Genomic DNA, 22,744 nt, shown 5'->3' with positions numbered 1-22,744 from the left:
GCCGATCCTCCACAACGCCGGCGTCGGGGGTGGGTGCCGGTCGGAAACCGGCGTGACGGCACGGTGGCCGCCGGGTGAGACTGCCGGGCATGGAGTTCGTGCCCGGTCTTGTCCTGTGCCGCCGCTTCCACGACGAGGCGATCGCGCCGCTGCTGATGGACCGCCTGCCCGGCCTGCGGTACTCCGCCGGCCTGCTCGACGGCGGTTCGGAGCTGCTGGGCCTGGACACCGAGCGCTCCACCGACCACGACTGGGGGCCGCGGGCCCAGGTCTTCGTCGCCGACCCGGGCGAACTGGCACCGTTGCGCGCGGCACTGGCCGACCTGCCGCTGCGGTTCCTGGGCCGGCCGACCCGCTTCCGCGGCTGGCCGACGGCCCGGGTGGGGTTGCCCGACGTCGACGGTGACCGCAGCGGGGTCGAGGTGGTCGGGTTGCCCGACTGGCTGCGGGGCCGGCTCGGTTTCGACCCCACCGTCGCCGTCACCACCGACGACTGGCTCGCCGTGCCGACCCAGCGGCTGGCCGAGCTGACCGGCGGTGCGGTCTTCCACGACGGGCTGCACGGTGCCCTCGGCGCGGTCCGGGCCGCCCTGGCCTGGTATCCGGACGACGTGTGGCGGCACGTGCTGGCCGCCGGGTGGACCCGGGTGGGGCAGGCCGAGCATCTCGTCGGCCGGTGCGCGGAGGTGGGCGACGCGCTGGGCAGCCGGCTGGTGGCCGCCCGCGTCGCCCGGGACCTGATGCGGCTCGGCCTGCTGGCCCGTCGCCGCTGGCCGCCGTACGACAAGTGGCTCGGCAGTGTGTTCGCCGCGCTACCAGACGCCGGCCCGGTGGTGGCGGCGCTGGCCGACACGCTCGGTCCCGGCGAATGGCCGCACCGGCAGGCGGGGCTGGTGCGGGCGCTGGAGACGGTGGCCGGGTGGACCAACGACACCGGGCTGGCCGGACCGGTCGACGTCGCGGTCCGGCCCTTCCACGGGCGGCCCTTCCTGGTGCTCGACGCGCCCCGCGTGGCCACCGCGCTGCGCAACTCGATCGTCGACCCGTCCCTGCGGGACCGTCCCCTGGTCGGCGCGGTGGACCAGTACGTCGACAGCGTGGACGTGCTGACCCACCCCGATAGGGTCCGCCGGATCTCGGCGGTCGTCGCCGGCTGACCGGCGTCGGTCGGTCAGGAGGACGACGGCCCTGGCGGGTCCGTCAGCCGGTACTCCCAGCCTTCCCGCCAGGCGAAGTCGGCGTCCACCAGGTCCTCCAGCCTTACCCCGTCGATCCGGTGGTCGAGCCCCCATCGGGTGGCGACGTGTCCGATCACCAGGATCCGCCGCCCCGCCCACCGCGTGGGAAGGTCGTCGAGAAAGCGTCCGACCCGTCGGACGGCCTGTCGCCAGCTCTCCCCGCCGGGGTAGGGACGGTCGAGGTAGCGGCTGCGCTGTTCGTGCAGTTCGCGCGCCGGACTGCCGTTCCGCTCCCCGTAGTCGCACTCCCGTAGCCGCCAGTCGTGCAGCACCGGGACGGTGGTTCCCGAGAGGGCGATCTCGGCGGTTTCCACCGCCCGCCGCAGGTCGGAGGTGAACACCGCCGAGATGCCGTCGGTGCGTCGGCGTCGCCCGAGTTCAGCGGCGAGTTCCCGGCCCCGGGCCGACAGCCGGCCGGGCAGCCAGCCGGTGGCGACGCCCCGCTCGTTGTCCTCGCTCCAGGAGTGCGTTTCGAAGACGACCTCCGTCTGCATGGGGTGATGGTATCGACGGTGGGCGTCCCGGCGGCTCAGCCCAGGATCCGGGAGCGGATGAACGCTCCCGACTCGGTCAGCACGGCGGTGCCGGTGAAGTCGGTGCCGGCGCAGGTGCCCCGCCGGAACACCGAGTTGCTCTCCGGGCCGTCGGAGTAGCTCCACATCGAGTAGCTGATCTTCAGGCGTTGCAGCAGGTCCAGCCAGGTGGTGGCGCTGGCCAGGTCGTTGGGGCCGTCGCCGGTGAAGGTCTGGGTGCCGAACTCGCTGACGAACAGCGGCAGGCTCCGGGCGGCCCGGGCCACCGTGTCGCGTTGCAGGTCCCGGTGGGAGGCGGCATAGAAGTGGAACGTGTACATGATGTTCTCGGCCTCGACGGGGTCGTCGGTCACCTCGGTCTCGTCGGCACCCTCGGAGACGCCGAGGGAGGAGAAGCCCCGGGTGCCGACCAGCACCACGCTGTCCGGGTCGGCGGCGCGGATCACCGGGATGACCTGCTCGGCGTAGCTCTTGATGGTGGCCCAGGCGACCCCGTTGGGTTCGTTGGCGATCTCCCAGAGCACGTTGGTCCGTGCGGCGTGCCGGGCGGCGACCTCGGCGAAGAACGACCGGGCCCGGTCCAGGTTGACCAGCGGGTCGCCGGGGGTCAGGACGTGGAAGTCGACCACCACGTAGAGGCCGAGGGCGCTGGCGGTCTCCACCGCCTCGTCGACCCGGCGGGTGAAGCCGGCCGGGTCGGTCTCGAATCCTCCCTCCTGGACGTACATCGCCACCCGGACGAAGTCGGCCCGCCAGTCGGTGCGCAGCGCGGCCAGCGAGTCGGTGTTGAGGCAGTTCGGGAAGAACTGCAGGCCGTGGCTGCTCATCCCGCGCAACTGGACCGGCTCGCCGGCCGCGTCGCACAGGTGCACCCCGCACACCCGTAGCCGGCCGTGCCGGTCCACCGGGGACCCGACGGGCGCGGCGGCCGGTGCCCCGGTGGGGACCGGGGCGTCGGCGGTGGCCGGTGGCGGGGCGGGCGTCGCGGGGTCGGCCGGGCTCGTGGCGGCCGGTGGTGCGGTGTCGGTCTCGGCGTTCGCGGTGGGGACGGTCAGGGCCGCCCAGCCGGCGACGAGCGCGGCGAGGGCCACCGCCGTCGAGGTCAGTGCTGCGCGTCGGTGCATGGGAACTCCGGTCGGGCTCGTCGGGACCGGGGAAGGCGTCCGGTGGTACGTAGCCGCGGCGGGGACGGTTCACCCGGGGTGCCAGCCGACGCCGGACTGGGCCCCGACCCGAACGACCGTTAAGCTTGCGGGGTGGCGCCCGGCGGACGACGGGCGGCGGCTCACCCACCTCTGGAGCTCATCGCGCTATGACTGTCGACCGCATCCTCCCCACCGACGAGGCCCACGACCTGCTCGACCTCGCCACCGAACTGGCCGACCGGGAACTCGCGCCCCGGGCCGCCGGTTTCGAGGAGCGCGCCGAGTTTCCCCGCGACGTGCTGCGCACCCTGGGCCGGGCCGGCCTGCTGGGCCTGCCGTACGCCGAGGAGCACGGCGGTGCGGCCCAGCCGTACGAGGTCTACCTGCAGGTGCTGGAGATCCTCGCCGGCCGGTGGCTCGCGGTCGCCGAGGCGGTCAGCGTGCACACCCTGTCCTGCTACCCGCTTGCCGCGTTCGGCACCGACGCCCAGCGCAAGCTGCTGCCGGAGCTGGTGGGTGGGGAACTGCTCGGGGCGTACTGCCTGTCGGAGCCGCAGGGGGGGTCGGACGCCGCCGGGTTGACCACCCGGGCGGTCCGCGACGGCGACGACTACCGGGTCACCGGGGTCAAGGCGTGGATCACGCACGCCCAGGTGGCGGACTTCTACAACGTGTTCTGCCGGACGGGCGGACCGGGCCCGAAGGGCATCTCCTGCCTGCTGGCCGACCGGGGCACGCCGGGCATCGCCCCGCAGGCGGCCGAGCGGACGATGGGGCTGCGTTCGTCGCCGGTGGCGCAGATCGCCTTCGACGACGCCCGGGTGCCGGCCGAGCGGCTGATCGGCGGGGAGGGCGCGGGCTTCACCATCGCGATGTCCGCGCTGGACTCGGGGCGGCTGGGCATCGCCGCCTGCGCGGTCGGCCTGGCCCAGGCGGCGTTGGACTACGCCGTCGGCTACGCCCGGGAACGGCAGCAGTTCGGCCGGGCCATCGTCGACTTCCAGGGGGTGGGTTTCCTGCTGGCCGACGCGGCCACCCAGATCTCCGCCGCGCGGGCGCTGACCCTGGCGGCGGCCCGGCTGCGCGACGCCGGCCGGCCGTACTCGATCGAGGCGGCCAAGGCGAAGCTGTTCGCCACCGACGTGGCGATGCGGGTGACCACCGACGCGGTGCAGGTGCTCGGCGGGGCCGGCTACGTGGCCGACCACCCGGTCGAGCGGTACATGCGGGAGGCGAAGGTGCTCCAGATCGTCGAGGGCACCAACCAGATCCAGCGGCTGGTGATCTCCCGGGCGCTGGCGAGGGACTAACCTGTGCCGGTGACGTTTCCCCGGATCACCATCGACCCCGAGGTGATGGGCGGCGCGCCGTGCGTGCGGCAGTCCCGTGTCCCGGTGGCGACCCTGCTGGCGATGATGGCGGAGGGGATGTCGGTGACGGACATCCTCACCGATCTGCCCTTCCTCGACGAGGAGGATCTGGCCGAGGTGCTCAACTTCGCGGCGGACGCGGTGCGCGACCGGGCGGCCCGCTGAGCGTCACATCGGGCGGGACGTCGTCGCCAGGGGAGCGCTCCACCGGGTAGGTTGCACGGGTGGAGGAGATCGACCGTGCCATCATCGCCGCGCTGACCGCCGACGGCCGCCTGTCGTACACGGATCTGGCGGAGAGGGTCGGCCTGTCGGTCTCGGCCGTGCACCAGCGGGTCCGCCGGCTGGAACAGCGCGGCGTGATCAACGGGTACACCGCCCGGGTGTCGTTCGAGGCGTTGGACCTGCCGATGACCGCGTTCGTGGCGATCCGGCCGTTCGACCCGTCGCAGCCGGACGACGCGCCGGAGCGGCTGGCCCACCTGCCCGAGATCGACTCCTGCTACTCGGTGGCGGGGGAGGATTTCTACCTGCTCCTGGTGCGGGTGGCCGGGCCGGCCGACCTGGAACGGGTGCTCCAGGAGATCCGCACCGCGGCGAACGTGACCACCCGCACGACGGTGGTGCTGTCCACCCCGTACGAGGGGCGTCCGCCGAAGGTGGCCGTGGGGGAGCTGCGGAGCCGTGCCCGCAGCGGCGCGGAGGCCCCGGCGTAGCTGCCGCCCGGTGCTCAGCGGCCGTTCCAGCGCAGGATCACCGGGCGGCCGTGTTCGTGGCCGAGCACGCTGACGGTGGCGGTGTCCAGGCGTAGTTTGCCGCCGCCGGCGGCGGGCAGGCCGATCCACCGGGCGCCGACGACCCGGAGCAGGTGGGCGTGCCCGACCAGCCCGACGTCGCCCTGGGCCAGCAGCGGCGTGAGCCGGGCGAGCAGCCGGTCGACCCGGGTTCCGACCTGGTCGGGGGTCTCCCCGTCGGGGCAGCCGTCGGTCCAGAGGTCCCAGTCGGGGCGTTCGGTGTGGATGTCGGCGGTGGTTCGGCCCTCGTACCGGCCGTAGTGCCATTCGGTGAGGTCGTCGTCGGTGGCGTCGACGGTGAGGCCGGCGAGCTGCGCGGTGCGCAGCGCGCGTCGCCGGGGGCTGGCGAGCACGGTGGCGAAGCGCTGCCCGGCCAGCACCCCGGCCAGGGCGCGGGCCTGCCGCTCGCCGTCGGGGGTCAGCTCCAGGTCGGTGTACGAGGTGTGCCGTCGGCTGGCGCTCCACGTCGTCTCGCCGTGCCGGATCAGGATGATCTCGCTCATCCGCCCAGTCAACCAGCATCCGCCGGTCCCAGCCGGCCACCTATTGTCCTAGGATGCCTTACAGATGGTGCGCCAAGGCGCACCCCTTCCGACCAGCGCCTACGGCGCGGTTTTGTTTCGGGTCGGTCGGATCGGGGACGCCACCGGTACGGGGCAGCGGCCCCGTGACCGCCGCAGCGACAGGAGGCGACATGAGCTTCACCGACAAGGCGAAGAACAAGGCCCAGGAGCTGACCGGCGCCGCGAAGGAGCGGCTCGGCGACATGACCGACAACGAGCGGATGCGGGCCGAGGGCGCCACCGAGCAGAGCGAGGCGCGGACCCGGCAGGCCGGCGAGCACGTCAAGGACGCCGGTCGGGACGTCCGGGACGCCATGCGTTGACGGTCCACGCCGGTCGGGTGGCCCCTGGGCACGGTGCGGGGGCCACCCGGGTTAGCGTGCGGGCATGCTGGTCGCCCGTTCGCTGGTGTTGTTCGTCCTGGCCGCGCTCGCCGAGATCGGTGGGGCGTGGCTGATCTGGCAGGGCTGGCGGGAGCACCGGGGCCTGTGGTGGATCGCCGCCGGGGTGATCGCGTTGGGCGTCTACGGGTTCGTGGCGACGTTCCAGCCGGAGGCGAACTTCGGCCGCATCCTGGCCGCGTACGGCGGGGTGTTCGTGGCGGGATCGCTGGCGTGGGGGGTGCTGGTCGACGGCTTCCGGCCGGACCGGTGGGACCTGGCGGGCGCGGCGATCTGTCTGCTCGGCGTCGCCGTGATCATGTACGCCCCGCGCGGGGCGTGACGCCCGTCGCCCCCGTGACCGGTCCGGGTCACGGGGGCGACGGGGTGGTGCGGGTTCAGTCGTCGCGGTGGGCGGCCCACCACTGCTGGCCGGCCTCGGGGAGGGTGTCGATCGGGTCGTAGTAGGCGTAGCGCTTGTTGAGCGCTTCCAGGTCGGCCGACTCGATGGAGGTGCGGTAGTTCTTGGTCCAGTAGGAGATGCCGCGTTCCCGGTCGTACTCGGTGAGCATGTGCACCCAGCGCTTGCCGACGAAGGGCACGTCGCAGACGATCCGGGGGGTGGCGTAGCCGGGCAGGTAGCCCATGATGTCGTGCTGGAGCTGCTGGGCGTGCCAGACGGGGACCCGCCAGTGCTCGGCGTTGGGGATCATGTCGCACATGTAGAAGTAGTACGGCAGGATGCCGGCCTCACCCTGCAGGGCGAAGCACAGGTCGAGCAGGTCGGGGGCGGTGGCGTTGACGCCGCGCATGAGCACGCCCTGGTTGCGCACGTCGCGGACGCCGACGTCGAGGGCGGTCTGGGCGGCCTTCGCGACCAGCGGGGTGATCGACTGGGCGTGGTTGACGTGGGTGTGGATGGCCAGGTTGACGCCGCGTCGGGCGGCGGTGCGGGCGACCCGTTCCAGGCCCTCGACGACGTCGTTCTGCAGCCAGTGCTGGGGCAGGCCCATCAGGGCCTTGGTGGCGAGCCGGATGTCGCGGACGGTCTCCAGTTCGAGCAGCCGCATCAGGTACGACTCCAGGTTGCGCCAGGGGACGTTGGCCACGTCACCGCCGGAGACGACCACGTCACGGACGCCGGGGTGGGCCTTGAGGTAGGTGATGTGGGCGTCGTAGCGGTCGACGGGCTTGAGGGTGAGCTTGAGCTTGTCGACGGCGGGGGTGGAGTTGCCGACGAGGTCCATCCGGGTGCAGTGGCCGCAGTACTGGGGGCAGGTGGAGAGCAGTTCGGCGAGGACCTTGGTGGGGTAGCGGTGGGTGAGGCCCTCGGCGACCCACATGTCGTGTTCGTGCAGGGAGTCGCGGCTGGCGTAGGGGTGCGACGGCCAGTCGGTGCGCCGGTCGGCGGCGACGGGGATCATGTAGCGGCGGATCGGGTCGGCGCGGAACGCCTCGGTGGTCATCGGGGCGAACGGCACCATCGTGTTGATCATTTGGGGTGGCACCAGCATCGACATGGTGGCCAGGGCCTGCTGGTCGGCGGCGAGGTCGGTGTAGAAGCTCTCGTCGACGGTGTCGCCGAGGACGGCGCGGAGCTGCTTGATGTTCTTGACGCAGTTGACGCGTTGCCACTGGGCGTTCTCCCACTGTTCGCGGGTGACGTCCCGCCAGCCGGGGAAGCGGGTCCAGTCGGGTTCGACCAGGGGGGTGCGGCGGTATTCGTAGGGCTGCCCGGCGGTCGGTACGGCGACCGGGGCGGGGCGGGGGCCGGGGATGGTCGCCATCGGTTGGGTCTGGGTCACGGCCCCTCCTCGTGGTGCGTGCGGCCGGGGTGACCGGCAAGCTGGTGCGATGATCGGTAGATCCGAAGGCTACTGGAAAATATCCGGCGAAGAAATTAGTCTGCCGTAAGTTTTCCCGCGATGCGAGTCCTGGTCGGGGCTTCGGGCGGTGGAGAGGGGAGGTCGGCGTGACGTCACCGGTGGGTCTGCACCGTGTCGTGGAACCGGCGGGGGTGCTGCCGCAGGCGGCCTGGCGGTTGGACGCCGACCCGCGGATCGCCCCCAACGAGGTGCGCATCCGGGTGGAGCGGCTGAATCTGGACGCGGCGAGTTTCCGGCAGTTGGCGCAGAAGCACGACGGCGACGGGGCGAAGGTCCGTGCCGAGGTGCTGGAGATCGTGTCGGTGCGGGGCAAGATGCAGAATCCGGTGACCGGGTCGGGTGGGATGCTGATCGGCACCGTGGAGGAGGCCGGCCGGCGGTCGCCGTTGGGGTTGGCGGTGGGTGACCGGGTGGCGACGTTGGTGTCGTTGACGCTGACCCCGCTTGCGATCCTCGACGGGTTGGCCCGGTGGGACGGGCGCAGCGAGCAGGTGCCGTGTGACGGGTACGCGATCCTGTTCGCGCGGTCGATCGCGGCGGTGTTGCCGGCGGATCTGCATCCGGAGTTGGCGTTGGCGGTGCTGGACGTGTGTGGGGCGCCGGCGTTGACGGCCCGGGTGGTCGCCGAGCAGGTGGCGCGGCGGGAGCGGGCGGGTGACGGGTCGCCGGTGACGGTGGCGGTGATCGGTGGGGCGGGTAAGAGCGGGTCGTTGTCGTTGGCGGCGGCGCGGCGGGCGGGTGCTGGTCGTACGGTCGGGGTGGTGCCGGTGGCGGCGGAGCGGGACGCGCTGGTGGCGGCCGGTCTGGCGTCGGTGGTGGCGTTGGCTGACGCCCGGGATCCGGTGGGGGTGTCGTCGGCGGTGACGACGGCGTTGGGTGGGCCGGCGGACGTGACGGTGGTGTGCGTGGACGTGCCGGGGTGTGAGCACGGCGCGGTGTTGGCCACGGCGGACGGCGGCACGGTGATCTTCTTCTCGATGGCGACGAGTTTCGCGGCGGCGGCTCTGGGTGCGGAGGGGTTGGCGGCGGACGTGACGATGCTGGTGGGCAACGGTTACGTGCCGGGTCACGCGGAGTTGGCGTTGGGGTTGGTGCGGTCGGAGCCGGGGGTACGTGGTCTCTTCGCGTCCCGGTTGGCGGCAGACTGAGTGCCATGACGAACCCCTCGACGTTGTACCGCGGTGGAGTGCTGCACTGTCCGGCGGAGCCGAGCGCGACGGCGCTGTTGGTGCGGGACGGGCGGATCGCCTGGTTGGGTGCGGACGCTGACGCGCCGGTCGCCGACCGGGTGGTGGAGCTGGGTGGGGCGCTGGTGACGCCGGCGTTCGTGGACGCGCACGTGCACGCGACGGACACCGGGTTGGTGTTGTCGGGTCTGGATCTGTCGTCGGTGCGGTCGGCGGCGGAGTTGCTGGATGCGGTGGCGGTGTTCGCGGCGGGTCTGGCGCCGGACGCGGTGGTGTTGGGGCACGGTTGGGACGAGTCGGGTTGGGTGGATGCGGCGTTGCCGGACGCGGCGCGGTTGGATCGGGCGGCGGGTGGCCGGCGGGTGTATCTGTCGCAGGCGTCGATCCATTCGGCGTTGGTGTCGCAGGCGTTGCTGGCGGCGTGTCCGCAGGTGGCGGGTCTGCCGGGTTTCGACGCGTCGGGGTGGTTGCGGCGGGACGCGCACCATGTGGTGCGGGCGGTGGCGCGGGCCGGGGTGACGCGGGGGCAGCGGGTGGCGGCGCAGCGGGTGGCGTTGGCGCGGGCGGCGTCGTTGGGGATCGCGGCGGTGCACGAGTGTGGTGGTCCGGAGATCTCCGACGAGGAGGATTTCACGGGTCTGTTGGGTTTGTCGGGTGCGGGGTTGCCGGAGGTGTACGGGTACTGGGGTGAGTTGTCGGGGGCGGCGCGGGCGCGGGAGTTGGGGGCGGTGGGTGCGGGTGGTGACCTGTTCGCGGACGGGGCGTTGGGGTCGCGGACGGCGCATCTGTCGGGGCCGTACCGCGATGGTGAGGGGTGTGGGCACGGGTATCTGAGCGCGGATCAGGTGCGTGATCATCTGGTGGACTGTGCGGCGCACGGGGTGCAGGGCGGGTTCCATGCGATCGGTGACGCGGCGATCGGGACGGTGTTGGCGGGGTTCGCGGGGGCGGCTGCGGTGTTGGGGACGGATCGGGTGCGGGCGGCGCGGCACCGGGTGGAGCATGCGGAGATCATGAGCAAGGCGTTGATCGCCGGGTTCGTGGAGTTCGGGATCGTGGCGTCGATGCAGCCGGCGTTCGACCGGTTGTGGGGTGGTGCGGGTCGGATGTACGAGTCGCGGTTGGGGTTGGTGCGGTCGTTGGAGTCGAATCCGATGGGGGCGATGCACGGGGTGGGGGTGGCGTTGGCGTTCGGGTCGGATTCGCCGGTGACGCCGCTGGATCCGTGGGGGGCGGTGCGGGCGGCGGCGGCGCATCACAGTGCGGCGCAGCGGATGAGTGTGCGGGCGGCGTTCGCGGCGCACACCCGGGGTGGGTGGCGGGCGGTGCGTCTGGACAACGAGGGTGTGATCGCCAAGGGGGCGCCGGCGACGTTCGCGGTGTGGGAGGCCCCGGCGGGGGTGGAGCGGGGGTTGCCGGTGGTGCAGTCCGCCGATCCGGAGTTGCGGGGGCCGGAGGATCCGACGCCGTTGCCGGTGTGTCGGGCGACGGTGCTGCGTGGTGAGGTCATCTATGAGGAAGGCGTGTCGTGAGCGAGCGGACCATTGAGGTGCCGGCGCGGGTCCGCGCCGTCGTCGGGTGCGGCGGGTTGACGTGGTGAGCGGGAAGCTCGACCTGGATCCGGTGCTGGTGGCGCGGGCGCGGGAGTTGGCGCGTCGGGCCGGGCAGCCGGTGGTGGAGTTGGCGCGTACCCACACCACGGTGTCGGTGGAGCGGGCGGTGCTGCGCCTGGCGGGGGTGGCGGGTGCGGACCCGGACGGTATTCCGTGGGTGAACCGGCTGGTGGATGCGGTGGTCGCGGACGTGGGTCTGGGGCACGGGGTGGCGGTGCCGGTGTTCGACGCGCTGGTGCGGGAGCAGTTGGACGACGTGACGTTGCTGGCGCAGAAGGCGGCGGCGGGTTCGGTGCGGTTCGCGCTGCCCGCTGGCAGGGCGGCGACGGTGGCGCGTCGGGCGGCCCGCAGGGCGGTCGCTGCGGGTGTGCGGCGGATCGACAGGCGGCGGGCCGAGCGGGATCGCCTCGTGAAGCGGTACGGGGATCCGAAGCAGCGGCCGTGGATCTATCTGATCGTGGCGACGGGGGATATCTACGAGGACATTCCGCAGGCGCAGGCGGCGGCGCGGGCGGGTGCGGACGTGATCGCGGTGATCCGGTCGACGGGGCAGTCGTTGTTGGACTATGTGCCGGAGGGGGCGACCCGGGAGGGTTTCGCGGGTACGTACGCGACGCAGGAGAATTTCCGGTTGATGCGGGCGGCGTTGGACGAGACGTCGAGGGAGTTGGGCCGGTATGTGCGGCTGACGAACTACGCGTCGGGGTTGTGCATGCCGGAGATGGCGACGTTGGCCGGCCTGGAGCGGCTGGACATGATGCTCAACGATTCGATGTACGGGATTCTGTTCCGGGACATCAATCCGATTCGGACGTTCGTGGATCAGCGGTTTTCGCGGCAGGTGCACGCGCGGGCGGGGATCATCATCAACACCGGTGAGGACAATTACCTGACCACGGCGGATGCGGTGGATGAGGCGCACACGGTGACGGTGTCGCAGTTGCTCAACGAGTTCTTCGCGCACGAGGCGGGGTTGGCCGACGCCCAGTTGGGCCTGGGGCACGCGTTCGAGATCAATCCGGAGGTGCCGGAGTCGTTCCGGCTGGAGTTGGCGCATGCGTTGTTGGCGCGGGAGTTGTTCCCGGATGCGCCGTTGAAGTGGATGCCGCCGACGAAGCACATGACGGGGGACGTGTTCCGGGGGAATCTGTTGGACGGGTTCTTCAATCTGGTGGGGACGATGACGGGGCAGGGGATCCTGCTGGTGGGGATGATGACCGAGGCGGTGGTGACGCCGTGGTTGTCGGACCGGGACATCGCCCTGCAGAACGTGCGGTACGTGTTGGGTGCGGCGGGTGGGTTGCACGAGGATTTCGTGCCGGCGCCGGGTGGGTTCATCCAGCAGCGGGCGCACCGGGTGTTGGGTGAGGCGGTGGATCTGCTGGAGCGGATCGGGGACCAGTCGTTGTTGACGGCGATCGCCGAGGGCACGTTCGGGATCATGAAGCGGCCGGCGGACCGGGGCAAGGGCCTGTCGGGGGTGGCGCGGCACGAGGTGGACTACTACAACCCGGCCACGGAGATCCTGGAGCAGCAACCATCATGAGTGAGAAGACGGTCGTTCGGCCGTACGGGGACACCACGGGTGACGGCATGGTGCAGGTGTCGTTCACGTTGCCGGTGTCGCACGACAAGCGGGCCGAGGGTGCGGCGGTGCAGTTGGCGAACAAGATGGGCATCGATCCGGCGATGCTGGTGCACGCGAAGCCGATGAGTGACGGGTTCACGTTCTTCGTGGTGTATGGGCGGGTGAACCATCTGGTGGACCTGTCGGCGGTGCAGGTGGTGGAGCGGGATTATCCGCTGCTGTCGGCCAAGGAGGTCAACGCGGTGGTGAAGCGGCGGTTGCGTCGCAAGCTGTCGGTGGTGGGGGCGTGTATCGGCACGGATGCGCACACGGTGGGCATCGACGCGATCCTCAACGTGAAGGGTATCGCCGGGGAGAAGGGCCTGGAGTACTACCGGGAGTTGAAGGTCACCAATCTGGGTGCGCAGGTGAGTGTGCCGGAGTTGGTGGAGGCGGCGCGGCGGGAGCGGGCGGATGCGGTGCTGGTGTCGCAGGTGGTGACGCAGCGGGATGCGCATCTGCACAACACGCGGGAGATGTCGGCGGCGTTCCGGGAGGCGATGCCGGCGGGGAAGCGGCCGTTGCTGATCGTGGGTGGGCCGCGGTTCGACGAGACGATGACCGCGGAGCTGGGTGTGGACCGGATCTTCGGTCGGGGTACCACGCCGGGTGAGGTGGCGTCGTACCTGGTGCATGCGTTGGTGACGGACAGGGAGGCGCGGGGATGAGTGACGCACGGTTGGGGTTGACGGTGACGCACCGGCGGTACGTGCCGTACGCGCATGCCCACTATGCGGGGAACCTGGTGGACGGGGCGTACGTGTTGGGGTTGTTCGGGGACGTGGCGACGGAGGTGTGTATCCGTACCGATGGTGACGAGGGGTTGTTCGCGTCGTACTCGGATGTGCAGTTCGTGTCGTCGGTGCGGGCGGGTGACGTGGTGGAGGTGACGGCGACGGTGGTGCGGGTGGGTACCCGCAGCCGGGGGATCGACTTCGTGGCGCGGGTGGTGTGCCGGGGTCGGCCGGAGCGGGGTGGGTCGGCGGCGGAGGTGTTGGCGGAGCCGGTGGTGGCGGTGACGGCGACGGGCACCGTGGTCGTTCCGGCGGCGGCGTGAGGCTGGCGGTCTGCGCCGACGTCGGGTCGACCTGGACGAAGGCGGCGGTGGTGGATCTGGACGCGGGCCGGCTGGTGGGGGCGGCGTCGGCGCCCACGTCGGTCGGCACGGATGTGCTGCACGGGTTGGACGCGGCGGTGGGCGCGGCGGCCGACGGGGCCGGCGCGGGGCCGGCCGGGGTGCTGCCGTGGTACGTGTGTTCGTCGGCGGGTGGCGGGTTGCGGCTGGCGGTGGTGGGTTACGAGCCGTTGGTGACCGCGCAGGCGGGTCGACGGGTGGGGCTGTCGGCGGGCGCGAACGTGGTGCACGTGGCGGCGGGCCGGTTGGGGTCGGCGGAGCTGGCGGCGGTGCGGGCGGCCCGCCCGGACGTGGTGTTGCTGGTGGGTGGCACCGACGGCGGGGACGTCGACACGGTGACGCACAACGCGACCCGGTTGGCGCGGGCCCGGTGGCGGGTGCCGGTGGTGCTGGCGGGCAACGTGGAGGTGCGGGACGCGCTGCGGGGGGTGTTGGCGGCGGCGGGGGTGCCGGTGACGGTGGCGGACAACGTGTTGCCCCGGATCGGGGTGTTGGCGCCGGCGTCGGCGCGGGCGGCGATCCGGGAGGTGTTCCTGCGGCACGTGATCGGGGGGAAGCGGTTGTCGCGGGGGGCCCGGTTCGGCCGGTTGGTGCGGGCGGCGACCCCGGATGCGGTGTTGACGGGGGTGGAGGTCCTCGCCGACGTGGTGGGTGGTGACCTGGTGGTGGTGGACGTGGGTGGGGCGACGACCGACGTGTATTCGGTGTTGACGCCGGACGAGCGGGCCGACGGGCCGGGTCGGGAGGTGGCGGGGTCGCTGTGGCGGGCCCGCACGGTGGAGGGTGACCTGGGGATGCGGTGGAGCGCGCCGGGGGTGGTGCGGGCGGCGGTGGAGGAGCGGCTGCTCGATGTGGCGGAGCAGGAGACGTTGGGGGTGGCGGCGGCGGCGCGGGCGGCCGATCCGGGGTTCCTGCCGGTCGACGGCCGGGACCGGGTGGTGGAGGGGCGGATCGCGGCGTTGGCGGCGACGGTGGCGTTGCGGCGGCATGCCCGGGGTGCGGCGACGGGTGAGCGGGCGGGGCGGGATCTGCGGGACGTGCGGTTGCTGGTGGGTTCCGGGGGTGTGTTGCGTCACGCTGACGCCGGGGCGGCGGTGGGCGTGTTGACGCAGGTGTTGACCGATCATGCCGGGGGGTGGCCGTTGCCGCGGGCGGCGCGGCCGGTGGTGGACGTGGATTACGTGCTGGCCGCCGGTGGGTTGCTCGCCGCGGAGCATCCGGCGGCGGCGGGGGCGTTGCTGCGGCGGCATCTGGGTGGGGATTGAGACCCGCCGACGCGACACGCCGTGTCGGTGGGGGCGACTGGCCGTGGGTGGGTTGACAGCGGCGGGGGTGTAGGCCGTACCGTCTTTGAGTCCTACTACGGGAAGCGGCTGTTGTTCGCTTCGTCCCTTCGTCCGCTGGCCGAGCGACATTGTTGGTGTATCGCGTCGCGGCGGCCAGGTCCAGCGGGCGGGGGTCGGCGGGGCGGCGCGAACCGGCCGCGGTTACCGGTGTACGGGCAGGGTGAGGGGCACGGCCAGTAGACAACGGCCAGGCGGGGGCAGCCAGTCCACCGTCGGGTCGGTCCGAAGGTCGGCGTCGCTCGTTCTCGCCCCACCGGCCGGGAAGGGCCTGGGAGCATCGGGGCGCGGCTTAGGCCGCGCCCCGATTTCGTGTCCGCCCCACCCCGACCGGTTCCCGCATCAGGGCGGTGGGGCCGGGGTGACCTCGGTCGGTTCGGGCTCGGTGGTCTCGGGAGTACCGGCGCGGGGCGGGTAGCCTTCGGCCCGTGATCGTGGTGAGGTGCCGGTGACGACGCTCGACCGGGATGAGACGCGTACCCCGACCGTGGTGCGGCCGGTGCGGTCGCCGTTGCCGTTGCGGGTGGCGGTGCCGGTGGCGGTGGCCGCCGGGCTGGCGTTGTTGGTGGCGTTCCCGCCGTACGGCTGGTGGCCGTTCGCGGCGGTCGGGGTGGCCGGGTTGGCGGCGGCGACGCACCGGCGGCGGCTGCGTGCGGGCGCCGGGTTGGGTTTCCTGACCGGGGTGGCGTTGTTCGCGCCGCTGCTGGCGTGGACGAACCTGCACACCGGGCTGCTGCCGTGGGTGCTGCTGTCGTTGTTGCAGGCCGGCTATCTGGCGGTGCTGGGGGCGGCGACGGCGTGGGTGTCGCCGGTGGTGGACCGGTGGCGGTGGGCGTGGCCGCCGGTGACCGGGGTGTTGTGGGTGGGGCAGGAGGCGCTGCGGGACCGTACCCCGTTCGGGGGTTTCCCGTGGGGGCGGCTGGCGTTCAGTCAGGATTCGTCGCCGCTGCTGGGGTGGGCGTGGTTGGGGGGTGCGCCGCTGGTCACCGCGGTGGTCGCGGTGGTCGGCGGGTTGCTGCTGGTGGCGGTGTGGCGGCGGTGGCCGGTGGTGCGGTGGCAGCCGGTGGCCCCTGTGGTGGCGGGTGTGGTGGCGCTGGTGGCGGTGGGGTGGCTGGTGCCGTCGGGGGCCGACGCGGGTGGCCGTACGGTGCGGGTGGCGATCGTGCAGGGCAACGTGCCCCGGTTGGGTCTGGACTTCAACGCCCAGCGGCAGGCGGTGCTGAACAACCACGTCGACGCGACGTTGACGCTGGCGGAGCGCGTCGGTTCGGGTGCCGAGCGGCGTCCCGACCTGGTGGTGTGGCCGGAGAACTCCTCGGACATCGACCCGTTGCGTAACGCCGCGGCCGGGGCCCGGATCTCGCAGGCCGCCGATGCGATCGGCGCACCGATCCTGGTCGGTGCGGTGCTCGCCGGCCCGGGTGACGGTGAGGTCCGTAACGCGGGCATCCTGTGGCGGCCGGGCGGTGGCCCGGATCTGGGTCAGGTGTACACGAAGCGGCATCCGGTGCCGTTCGCGGAGTACGTGCCGATGCGGTCGTTGGCGCGTGCGGTGTCCAAGCAGGTGGACCGGGTGCGGGCCGATTTCGTGCCGGGGGCGTCGCCGGGGGTGGTCGACGCGGGTGCGGTGGTGCTCGGGGACGTGATCTGTTTCGAGGTGGCCTACGACGGGCTGGTGCGGGACACCGTCGACGGTGGGGCGCAGTTGCTGGTGGTGCAGACGAACAACGCCACGTTCGACGTGGCGGAGGCCCGGCAGCAGTTGGCGATGGTGCGGTTGCGGGCGGTGGAGCACGGTCGTGCGGCGTTGATGGCCTCGACGGTGGGGGTGTCCGGGTTCGTCGCCCCGGACGGGCGGGTAAGCGACGCCACCGGGTTCAACACCCGGGCGGTGGTGGTGCGGGACGTGACGCTCGCCGAGGGGCGTACCCCGGCCACCCGGGCCGGATGGTGGCCGGAGGTGGCGTTGGCCGGGCTGGCGGTCGCGGCCCTGGTCGTCGCGGGGGCGTTGCGGCGTCGCCGGGAGGTCACCGCCGCCGGGTGAGCCGGCAGGAACGGGGGACAGGCGTGGGCGAGGCAGCCGGGGGACAGCCGGGGGTGGGCCGGGTGCTGGTGGTGGTCCCCACCTACAACGAGGCAGACAACGTCGCCGACGTGGTGGCCCGGGTCCGTCGGGCCGCGCCGGCGGTGGACGTGCTGGTCGCCGACGACAACAGCCCCGACGGTACGGGGACGCTCGCGGAGGCGATGGCCGCCACCGACGCTCAGGTGCACGTGCTGCACCGGCCCGGTAAGCAGGGGTTGGGGGCGGCGTACCTGGCCGGGTTCGGGTGGGCGCGGCAGCACGGCTACGACGCGGTGGTGGAGATGGACGCCGACGGGTCGCACGCCCCGGAGGACCTGCCGGCGTTGTTGGCGGCGGCCCGCGACGCCGACGTGGTGATCGGGTCGCGGTGGGTGGGTGGGGCGCGGGTGGTGAACTGGCCGTGGCGGCGGCTGCTGCTGTCGCGGTGCGGGAACCTGTACGCGCGGATGGCGTTGGGGATGCCGGTGTCGGATGCGACAGGCGGGTTCCGGGTGTACCGGTTGTCGGCGTTGCGGGCGATGCGGCTGGAGTCGGTGTGTTCGCAGGGGTACTCGTTCCAGGTGGAGTTGTCGCGGTTGGCGCACCGGGCGGGGGTGCGGATCGTGGAGGTGCCGATCACGTTCGTGGAGCGGGAGCGGGGGGCGAGCAAGATGAGCCCGCTGATCGTGGCCGAGGCGTTGTGGCGGATCACCACCTGGGGGTTGCGGGACCGGCGGCCGGCGCGGTGGCGTCGCGGTCACGACCGGTGGCCGTGAGGGGGCGTGGCATGCTGGAGGGGCGGGCCTGTCGCCCCGCGGGCATTGTCCGGCCGGTGGCGGTGAGCGGGTGCCGCGCGACGCGGATGAGGTGAGATGCGCCGATACCTGAGGTTCGTGCCACTGGTCCTGCTGCTGGCGGTGGTGGCGGAGTTGGCCGTGTTCATCGGGGTGGGCCGGGCCGTCGGGTTCGGTGCGGCGGTGCTGCTGGTGTTCGCCGCGTCCCTGCTGGGGCTGGTGTTGCTGCGGCGGGAGGGGATGCGCGCCTGGCGGGGGTTCCGCACGTCGGTGGAGTCCCGGCAGCCGCCGGGCCGGCAGGTGACCGACGGGCTGGTCGGGTTGGCCGGTGCGTTGCTGCTGGCGATCCCCGGCCTGATCAGCGGGCTGGTGGGGGTGTTGCTGCTGGTGCCGCCGGTGCGCCGGTTGGCGCGTGCGGGGGTGCAGCGGGCCACCGAGCGGCGGGTGTCGTCGATGGTCGCCGGTGACCTGTTCGGTCCGCGTACGGTGCGGGTGCGGCAGGGGGAACCGGCCGCGCCGCCGGCCGGGGAGGACGTGGTGGCCCCGCAGGTGGTCGACGAGGGTCGGGCCATCGAGGGGGAGATCGTGGAGCCCCGCCGGCCCTGAACACCGCACACACGACGACGCCCCCGGGACCTCCCGGGGGCGTCGTCGTGTGTGCGGGTCAGGCGCGGCCGCGGCGGGTGCGGACCTCCTGGAGCCGTTCGGCCAGGATGTCCTCCAGCTCGGCGATGGACCGCCGCTCCAGGAGCATGTCCCAGTGGGTACGCGGCGGCTTGGCCTTCTTCTGTTCCGGTTCGGTGCCGTCGACGAGCCGGGCGACGCTGCCGTCGAACTTGCATTCCCAGGTGGTGGGGACCTCGGCGTCGACGGCGAACGGCACCTCGAACTGGTGGCCCTTGGCGCAGAGGTACTCGCGGGTCTGGCGCGGCGCGAGCTCGGTGTTGCGGTCGGATTCGTAGCTGACCGCGCCCAGCCGGCTACCGCGCAGCATGCGCTCGCCCATGTTCGACTTCCCCTCGCTCGTGGTGCTGGTCTTCCGGTGTAACGGCCGGTCACCGCCGGGGCATTCCCGCCCCGACGGGTGGGACGACCCCCGCAAGGGTAGCCGGCCACCACACCGACCCGGCGGGTTCGCCCCGGCCGGGTCGACATCGGTGTGTGCACCGCGATGGTAGCCGCCGCGCGCCGCGGTGGCAGCGGTGACGGGCCGTTGCGGGGCGGCCGGTGACGATAGCATCCGCGGCATGGCCACCACCGTGCATCCCGGCGCGTGCCCCCTGGACTGTCCCGACACCTGCGTCTGGCAGCTCACCGTCACCGACGGGCGACCGGTGGCGCTGCGCGGCGACCAGGAGCATCCGTTCACCCGGGGCGTGTTGTGCGGCAAGGTGAACCGTTACCTCGACGCGGTCACCGGGCCCGACCGGCTGACCACCCCGCTGGTGCGGGTCGGCCCGAAGGGTGTCGGGCCGGTGTCGTACCGGCCGGCGAGCTGGGACGAGGCGGTCCGCCGGGTCGCCGACGGGCTGCGCGCCAGCATCGACGTGCACGGCCCGGAGTCGGTCCTGCCCTACTACTTCGCCGGCACGATGGGCCTGGTGCAGGGCTGGTCGATGGGTCCGCGGCTGTTCGCGCACCTGGGGGCGTCGCGGCTGCGGACCACCATCTGCACGGCCGCGTCCCGGGCCGCCCTCTCGTCGGTCTACGGCGGGTCCGTCGGTTTCGAACCGGAGTCGGTGGTGGAGGCGAAACTGGTCGTCCTGTGGGGGGCGAACCTGCTCTCCACCAACCTGCACCACTGGCCGTTCGTGCGGCAGGCCCAGCAGCGCGGCGCCCACGTCGTCACCATCGACCCGCTGCGCACCGACACCGCCGCCCGCAGCGACGCGCACGTCGCGCCGCTGCCCGGCACCGACGCCGCGCTCGCCCTGGGGTTGATGCGGCACATCCGGGATCTCGGCGCGGTCGACCGGCCGTGGGTGGCCGCGCACACCGTCGGCTGGGACCGGTTGCAGGCACGCCTGGACGAGTGGCCGGTGGAGCGGGCCGCCGCCGAGTGTGGTCTCGACGTCGACGTGGTGCGGGACCTCGGTGAGCGGATCGCCACCACCCGCCCCACCGCCATCCGGATCGGGTTGGGGCTGCAACGGCACGCCGGGGCCGGGCAGGCGGTCCGGGCCATCGCGGCGATCCCCCTGCTCACCGGGGACTTCCGGTATCCCGGCGGTGGGGCGTTGGCCACCACCAGCGGGCACCACCGCATCGACGCCGACCGGGTCGCCCGGCCCGCCGGGATGCCCGCCCCGCCGGCCCGGTCGATCAACATGAGTCGGCTCGCCGCCGCGCTCACCGACGAGGCCGACCCGCCGGTCACCGCGCTGGTGGTCTTCGACACCAACCCGGTCGCGACCGTTCCCGACCAGAACCGGCTGCGGCGCGGCCTGACCCGCGCCGACCTGTTCACGGTGGTGCTGGAGCAACGCTGGACCGACACCTGCGACTTCGCCGACGTGGTGCTGCCGGCCACCATGCAGCCGGAACACCTCGACCTGCACACCTCCTACGGCCACCACTACGCCACCCTGAACCGGCCGGTGCTCGACCCGCCGGGGCAGGCGCTGCCCAACACGGAGATCTTCCGGCGGATCGCCGCCGCGCTCGGGTTGGACCATCCCCGGCTGCGGGACAGCGACGAGGACCTGGCACGGCAGCTGCTCGACGGCACCGGCGTCGACTACGACGAGTTGACCCGGCGGACGTACGTGCGGGCCACCGGTGTGGCCGTCGGTTCCGCCCCGTACGCCGAGGGTGGGTTTCCCAGCCACGACGGGCGGGCCCGGTTCCACGATCCGCGGCTGACCGGGCAGGGCGTCGACCCGCTCGTCGGGTACACGCCGCCGGTGGAGGTGGGTGACGCCGTGCTGGCCCGTCGGTTCCCGCTGGCGTTGATCTCCCCGGCCGGCCGGTTCTTCCTCAACTCGACGTTCGCGTCGCTGCCGTGGCACCGCAGCCGCACCGGTCCGCCCCGCATCCACCTGCATCCCGTCGACGCCGCCGTCCGGGGCCTGACCGACGGCGATCCGGCGCGGGTGCACAACGACCGGGGGGAGTTCCTGGCCACCGTCGCCGTGGACGACGCCACCCGCCCGGGGTTGGCGTTCACCTACAAGGCGTACTGGGCGCGGTTGAGTCCCGGCGGCAGCACCGTCAACGCGGTCACCGGGGTCCGCGACACCGACCTGGGTGGTGGGCCGACGTTCCACGACACCCGGGTCGAGGTGCAGGCCGCCCCGGCCCGCGCGATCCGGCCCGATCAGCCCGGCGACTGAGCGCTGATCCGCGCCAACGCGGTGGCCAGGTCGCTGACCTGGTCGGCGAGTTGACCGGCACGGCGTTGGGCGGCGTCCCGGTCAGCCAGCGCCCGGTCCAGTTCGACCAGTCGGGCCCGGTCGGCGGCCGACGCCCGCTGCGCCCGTTGCAGCTCGGCGCGGGCCTCGGTCAGCTCGGCGGTCAGGGCGTCCACCCGGGCCAGCGTGGCGGCCAGTTCCTCCCCGGCGCGGGCGGTCCGCGCGGCGGTCTCCTCCCGGGCGGCGGTGGCGTCGGCGCGCGCGGCGTCGGCGTCGCGGCGGGCCACCTGCGCCTCGGCCTCGGCCTGCCGGGCCTGGTCGGCGGCGGCGGTGGCGTCGGCGCGGGCCGCCGTGGCGGCGGCGTGCGCCTGCCGGGTCTCCTCCCGGGCGGCGGTGGCGTCGGCGACGGCCCGCTGCGCGTCGGTGGCGTGCCGGGCGGCGTCGGCGCGGGCGGCGTCCCGGTCGACGGTCAGGTCGGCGGCGAGCTGCCGGGCGGTGTCCCGTTCGGCGCGCAGGGTCCGCAGCTCGTGGCGGGCGGCGTCGCGGTCCCGTTCGGCCTGCACCCGCAGCGCCTGGGCGGCGGCGGCGTCCCGGCGGGCCGTGTCGGCGGCGGTGAGCGCCTGTTCGGCCTGTTCCCGGGCGGCGGCGGCGCGGGTGTCGGCCTGCTCGGCGCGCTGCTGCGCCGCGTCGGCTGAGGCGAGCGCGGCGCGGGTCTCCTGCCGGGCGCGGGCGGTGTCGGCGGCGGCCGTCTCGGCGGCCTCGCGGGCCTCGTCGCGGGCGGTGTGCGCGGCGGCGATCTCGGTGGCGGCGTCGGCGCGGGCCTGGGCGAGCTGCCGCTGCACCCCCGCCGGGGACAACTCGGCGTGCAACGCCTCGGTGAGGGTCTGCACCACCTGGTCGAGCCGGTCGACGACCTCCCAGGTGCGGGCCACCTGACCGGGCAGTCCGGGGGCGTTGCGGTGGCGCATCCGCGAGTTGCGCGACGCCCGCTGGCAGGCGCCGTCGTTGTCCCGGCAGTACCGGAACGGGCGTCCCGCACCGGCACGTTGCGGCACGTCACGTCCACAGTGCGCGCAGGGACGCAGGTCGGCGGGGGTGGTGGGCTGCGGGTCCATCGACGGGGAAGTCTAGAGGCTGCCCGGGCACACCCCCACCACCGGTACGACCTGCGCCGTCGCCGGGACCGTTACGGTGGGCCGGTGGCCGTCTCCCCGTACATCGTGAAGTTGCGCGCCCACGTCGGACACGACCTGTTGCTGCTGCCCGGGGTGACCGGGGTGGTCCACGACGACGCCGGTCGGGTGCTGCTGGCCCGCCGCGCCGACAACGGCCGCTGGTCGCTGCCGGCCGGCGTGGTCGACCCGGGCGAGCAGCCCGCCGACGCGGTCGTGCGGGAGGTGTGGGAGGAGACCGGGGTCCGGGTCGTCGTCGACCGGCTCGCCGGGGTCGCCACCCACCTGGTGGTGTACCCCAACGGTGACGCCTGCGAATACCTCAACGTGTGGTTCCGGTGCCGGCCGGTCGGTGGGCGACCCCGCGCCGACGGCGACGAGTCCACCGAGGTCGGCTGGTTCGCTCCGGACGCGCTGCCGGAGCTGGACGAGTGGGCGCGGCTGCGGCTGGACACCGCCGCCGCCCCCGACGACGCCCCCTGGTTCGCGCGGCCCGGGCAGCGGCATCCCGCCCTGTGCCGGCCCGACGCGTTGTGACCCGCGTGCCTG

The 22,744-nt window shown here is 73.2% G+C and carries 23 protein-coding genes; 17 read left to right on the top strand and 6 right to left on the bottom strand.

Annotation, left to right across the window (positions count from 1 at the left end; translation table 11 throughout):
- The first annotated feature begins 89 nt into the window (after positions 1–89).
- Positions 90–1,157, top strand: coding sequence for a DUF4037 domain-containing protein (locus ACN265_RS14195; protein WP_421407964.1), 1,068 nt, complete (start codon positions 90–92; stop codon positions 1,155–1,157).
- A 14-nt stretch (positions 1,158–1,171) separates the two neighbouring features.
- Here ACN265_RS14195 and ACN265_RS14190 read toward each other — a convergent pair whose 3' ends face one another.
- Positions 1,172–1,732, bottom strand: coding sequence for a histidine phosphatase family protein (locus tag ACN265_RS14190; RefSeq protein ID WP_421407962.1), 561 nt, complete (start codon positions 1,730–1,732; stop codon positions 1,172–1,174).
- A gap of 35 nt (positions 1,733–1,767) precedes the next feature.
- On the bottom strand, positions 1,768–2,895 hold the full coding sequence (locus ACN265_RS14185) for a glycoside hydrolase family 5 protein (RefSeq protein WP_421407960.1): 1,128 nt from the start codon (positions 2,893–2,895) through the stop codon (positions 1,768–1,770).
- Positions 2,896–3,083: 188 nt separating this feature from the next.
- Between ACN265_RS14185 and ACN265_RS14180 the strand changes: the two genes are divergently transcribed.
- The 3 genes from ACN265_RS14180 to ACN265_RS14170 are packed head-to-tail and all read left to right on the top strand — an operon-like array spanning position 3,084 to position 5,002.
- The gene (locus tag ACN265_RS14180; protein WP_421407958.1) at positions 3,084–4,226 is read left to right on the top strand and encodes an acyl-CoA dehydrogenase family protein; all 1,143 of its coding nucleotides are present in this window, start codon (positions 3,084–3,086) and stop codon (positions 4,224–4,226) included.
- 9 nt (positions 4,227–4,235) lie between these two features.
- The gene (locus ACN265_RS14175; protein WP_088647100.1) at positions 4,236–4,451 is read left to right on the top strand and encodes a DUF433 domain-containing protein; all 216 of its coding nucleotides are present in this window, start codon (positions 4,236–4,238) and stop codon (positions 4,449–4,451) included.
- 59 nt (positions 4,452–4,510) lie between these two features.
- Entirely contained in the window at positions 4,511–5,002 is a 492-nt protein-coding gene (locus ACN265_RS14170; protein WP_421407956.1) for an Lrp/AsnC family transcriptional regulator, read from the top strand.
- Between the two features lie 14 nt (positions 5,003–5,016).
- On the opposite strand, the gene ACN265_RS14165 is transcribed toward ACN265_RS14170, so the two are convergent.
- Positions 5,017–5,583 (bottom strand): histidine phosphatase family protein, encoded by a 567-nt coding sequence (locus ACN265_RS14165; protein WP_421407955.1) that lies wholly within the window; start codon positions 5,581–5,583, stop codon positions 5,017–5,019.
- Between the two features lie 191 nt (positions 5,584–5,774).
- Between ACN265_RS14165 and ACN265_RS14160 the strand changes: the two genes are divergently transcribed.
- Together ACN265_RS14160 and ACN265_RS14155 are read left to right on the top strand one after the other, a co-directional pair.
- Complete coding sequence (locus ACN265_RS14160) at positions 5,775–5,966, top strand: CsbD family protein (RefSeq protein ID WP_204924232.1); 192 nt, start codon at positions 5,775–5,777, stop codon at positions 5,964–5,966.
- Positions 5,967–6,030: 64 nt separating this feature from the next.
- The gene (locus tag ACN265_RS14155; RefSeq protein WP_420115255.1) at positions 6,031–6,366 is read left to right on the top strand and encodes a YnfA family protein; all 336 of its coding nucleotides are present in this window, start codon (positions 6,031–6,033) and stop codon (positions 6,364–6,366) included.
- A gap of 55 nt (positions 6,367–6,421) precedes the next feature.
- Here ACN265_RS14155 and ACN265_RS14150 read toward each other — a convergent pair whose 3' ends face one another.
- On the bottom strand, positions 6,422–7,828 hold the full coding sequence (locus tag ACN265_RS14150) for a KamA family radical SAM protein (protein WP_204924230.1): 1,407 nt from the start codon (positions 7,826–7,828) through the stop codon (positions 6,422–6,424).
- Positions 7,829–8,007: 179 nt separating this feature from the next.
- On the opposite strand from ACN265_RS14150, the gene ACN265_RS14145 reads away from it, so the two are divergent.
- The 9 genes from ACN265_RS14145 (at position 8,008) to ACN265_RS14105 (ending at position 18,279) form a co-directional block, all read left to right on the top strand.
- Positions 8,008–9,057, top strand: a complete 1,050-nt coding sequence (locus ACN265_RS14145; RefSeq protein ID WP_421411491.1) for a zinc-binding alcohol dehydrogenase — start codon at positions 8,008–8,010, stop codon at positions 9,055–9,057.
- 5 nt (positions 9,058–9,062) lie between these two features.
- Complete coding sequence (locus ACN265_RS14140; RefSeq protein WP_421407953.1) at positions 9,063–10,628, top strand: amidohydrolase; 1,566 nt, start codon at positions 9,063–9,065, stop codon at positions 10,626–10,628.
- A 64-nt stretch (positions 10,629–10,692) separates the two neighbouring features.
- On the top strand, positions 10,693–12,255 hold the full coding sequence (locus ACN265_RS14135) for a lysine 5,6-aminomutase subunit alpha (protein WP_421407950.1): 1,563 nt from the start codon (positions 10,693–10,695) through the stop codon (positions 12,253–12,255).
- A complete protein-coding gene (locus tag ACN265_RS14130) occupies positions 12,252–13,004 on the top strand; it encodes an OAM dimerization domain-containing protein (protein WP_363653125.1) in 753 nt (250 codons plus the stop codon). Before ACN265_RS14135 ends, ACN265_RS14130 begins: the two co-directional genes overlap by 4 nt.
- Positions 13,001–13,393: a hotdog domain-containing protein gene (locus tag ACN265_RS14125; RefSeq protein WP_088647080.1), complete on the top strand. Its 393-nt coding sequence runs from the start codon at positions 13,001–13,003 to the stop codon at positions 13,391–13,393. Before ACN265_RS14130 ends, ACN265_RS14125 begins: the two co-directional genes overlap by 4 nt.
- Complete coding sequence (locus ACN265_RS14120; protein WP_421407948.1) at positions 13,390–14,736, top strand: glutamate mutase L; 1,347 nt, start codon at positions 13,390–13,392, stop codon at positions 14,734–14,736. Before ACN265_RS14125 ends, ACN265_RS14120 begins: the two co-directional genes overlap by 4 nt.
- A gap of 526 nt (positions 14,737–15,262) precedes the next feature.
- The gene (gene lnt, locus ACN265_RS14115) at positions 15,263–16,858 is read left to right on the top strand and encodes an apolipoprotein N-acyltransferase (RefSeq protein WP_421411489.1); all 1,596 of its coding nucleotides are present in this window, start codon (positions 15,263–15,265) and stop codon (positions 16,856–16,858) included.
- A gap of 23 nt (positions 16,859–16,881) precedes the next feature.
- The gene (locus ACN265_RS14110) at positions 16,882–17,655 is read left to right on the top strand and encodes a polyprenol monophosphomannose synthase (RefSeq protein WP_421407947.1); all 774 of its coding nucleotides are present in this window, start codon (positions 16,882–16,884) and stop codon (positions 17,653–17,655) included.
- A gap of 96 nt (positions 17,656–17,751) precedes the next feature.
- Positions 17,752–18,279, top strand: a complete 528-nt coding sequence (locus tag ACN265_RS14105) for an FxsA family protein (RefSeq protein ID WP_421407945.1) — start codon at positions 17,752–17,754, stop codon at positions 18,277–18,279.
- Positions 18,280–18,337: 58 nt separating this feature from the next.
- On the opposite strand, the gene ACN265_RS14100 is transcribed toward ACN265_RS14105, so the two are convergent.
- Complete coding sequence (locus ACN265_RS14100) at positions 18,338–18,679, bottom strand: RNA polymerase-binding protein RbpA (RefSeq protein WP_007070998.1); 342 nt, start codon at positions 18,677–18,679, stop codon at positions 18,338–18,340.
- Between the two features lie 241 nt (positions 18,680–18,920).
- On the opposite strand from ACN265_RS14100, the gene ACN265_RS14095 reads away from it, so the two are divergent.
- Positions 18,921–21,005 carry a molybdopterin-containing oxidoreductase family protein gene (locus ACN265_RS14095; RefSeq protein WP_421407943.1) on the top strand — a complete coding sequence of 695 codons (2,085 nt, stop codon included), beginning with the start codon at positions 18,921–18,923 and terminating at the stop codon, positions 21,003–21,005.
- On the opposite strand, the gene ACN265_RS14090 is transcribed toward ACN265_RS14095, so the two are convergent.
- On the bottom strand, positions 20,990–22,138 hold the full coding sequence (locus ACN265_RS14090) for a hypothetical protein (protein ID WP_421407941.1): 1,149 nt from the start codon (positions 22,136–22,138) through the stop codon (positions 20,990–20,992). The genes ACN265_RS14095 and ACN265_RS14090 overlap by 16 nt on opposite strands.
- Positions 22,139–22,222: 84 nt before the next feature.
- Between ACN265_RS14090 and ACN265_RS14085 the strand changes: the two genes are divergently transcribed.
- Positions 22,223–22,732: an NUDIX hydrolase gene (locus ACN265_RS14085; RefSeq protein ID WP_421407939.1), complete on the top strand. Its 510-nt coding sequence runs from the start codon at positions 22,223–22,225 to the stop codon at positions 22,730–22,732.
- Positions 22,733–22,744: the final 12 nt, after the last annotated feature.

Origin of the sequence: Micromonospora sp. WMMD730 (genome assembly GCF_049178955.1) — a bacterium.
In the GTDB taxonomy this organism is placed as follows: Bacteria; Actinomycetota; Actinomycetes; order Mycobacteriales; family Micromonosporaceae; genus Micromonospora; species Micromonospora wenchangensis.
Note: the sequence above shows the minus strand (reverse complement) of the source record. Positions and strands in the feature narration are given on the sequence as shown.

Coding starts and splice junctions, on each gene's coding strand:
- ACN265_RS14165 (WP_421407955.1), bottom strand. CDS start 5,583: ATGAGCGAGATCATCCTGATCCGGCACGGCGAGACGACGTGGAGCGCC.
- ACN265_RS14090 (WP_421407941.1), bottom strand. CDS start 22,138: ATGGACCCGCAGCCCACCACCCCCGCCGACCTGCGTCCCTGCGCGCAC.
- ACN265_RS14140 (WP_421407953.1), top strand. CDS start 9,063: ATGACGAACCCCTCGACGTTGTACCGCGGTGGAGTGCTGCACTGTCCG.
- ACN265_RS14155 (WP_420115255.1), top strand. CDS start 6,031: ATGCTGGTCGCCCGTTCGCTGGTGTTGTTCGTCCTGGCCGCGCTCGCC.
- ACN265_RS14105 (WP_421407945.1), top strand. CDS start 17,752: ATGCGCCGATACCTGAGGTTCGTGCCACTGGTCCTGCTGCTGGCGGTG.
- ACN265_RS14180 (WP_421407958.1), top strand. CDS start 3,084: ATGACTGTCGACCGCATCCTCCCCACCGACGAGGCCCACGACCTGCTC.
- ACN265_RS14095 (WP_421407943.1), top strand. CDS start 18,921: ATGGCCACCACCGTGCATCCCGGCGCGTGCCCCCTGGACTGTCCCGAC.
- ACN265_RS14160 (WP_204924232.1), top strand. CDS start 5,775: ATGAGCTTCACCGACAAGGCGAAGAACAAGGCCCAGGAGCTGACCGGC.
- ACN265_RS14130 (WP_363653125.1), top strand. CDS start 12,252: ATGAGTGAGAAGACGGTCGTTCGGCCGTACGGGGACACCACGGGTGAC.
- ACN265_RS14195 (WP_421407964.1), top strand. CDS start 90: ATGGAGTTCGTGCCCGGTCTTGTCCTGTGCCGCCGCTTCCACGACGAG.
- ACN265_RS14185 (WP_421407960.1), bottom strand. CDS start 2,895: ATGCACCGACGCGCAGCACTGACCTCGACGGCGGTGGCCCTCGCCGCG.
- ACN265_RS14100 (WP_007070998.1), bottom strand. CDS start 18,679: ATGGGCGAGCGCATGCTGCGCGGTAGCCGGCTGGGCGCGGTCAGCTAC.
- ACN265_RS14125 (WP_088647080.1), top strand. CDS start 13,001: ATGAGTGACGCACGGTTGGGGTTGACGGTGACGCACCGGCGGTACGTG.
- ACN265_RS14190 (WP_421407962.1), bottom strand. CDS start 1,732: ATGCAGACGGAGGTCGTCTTCGAAACGCACTCCTGGAGCGAGGACAAC.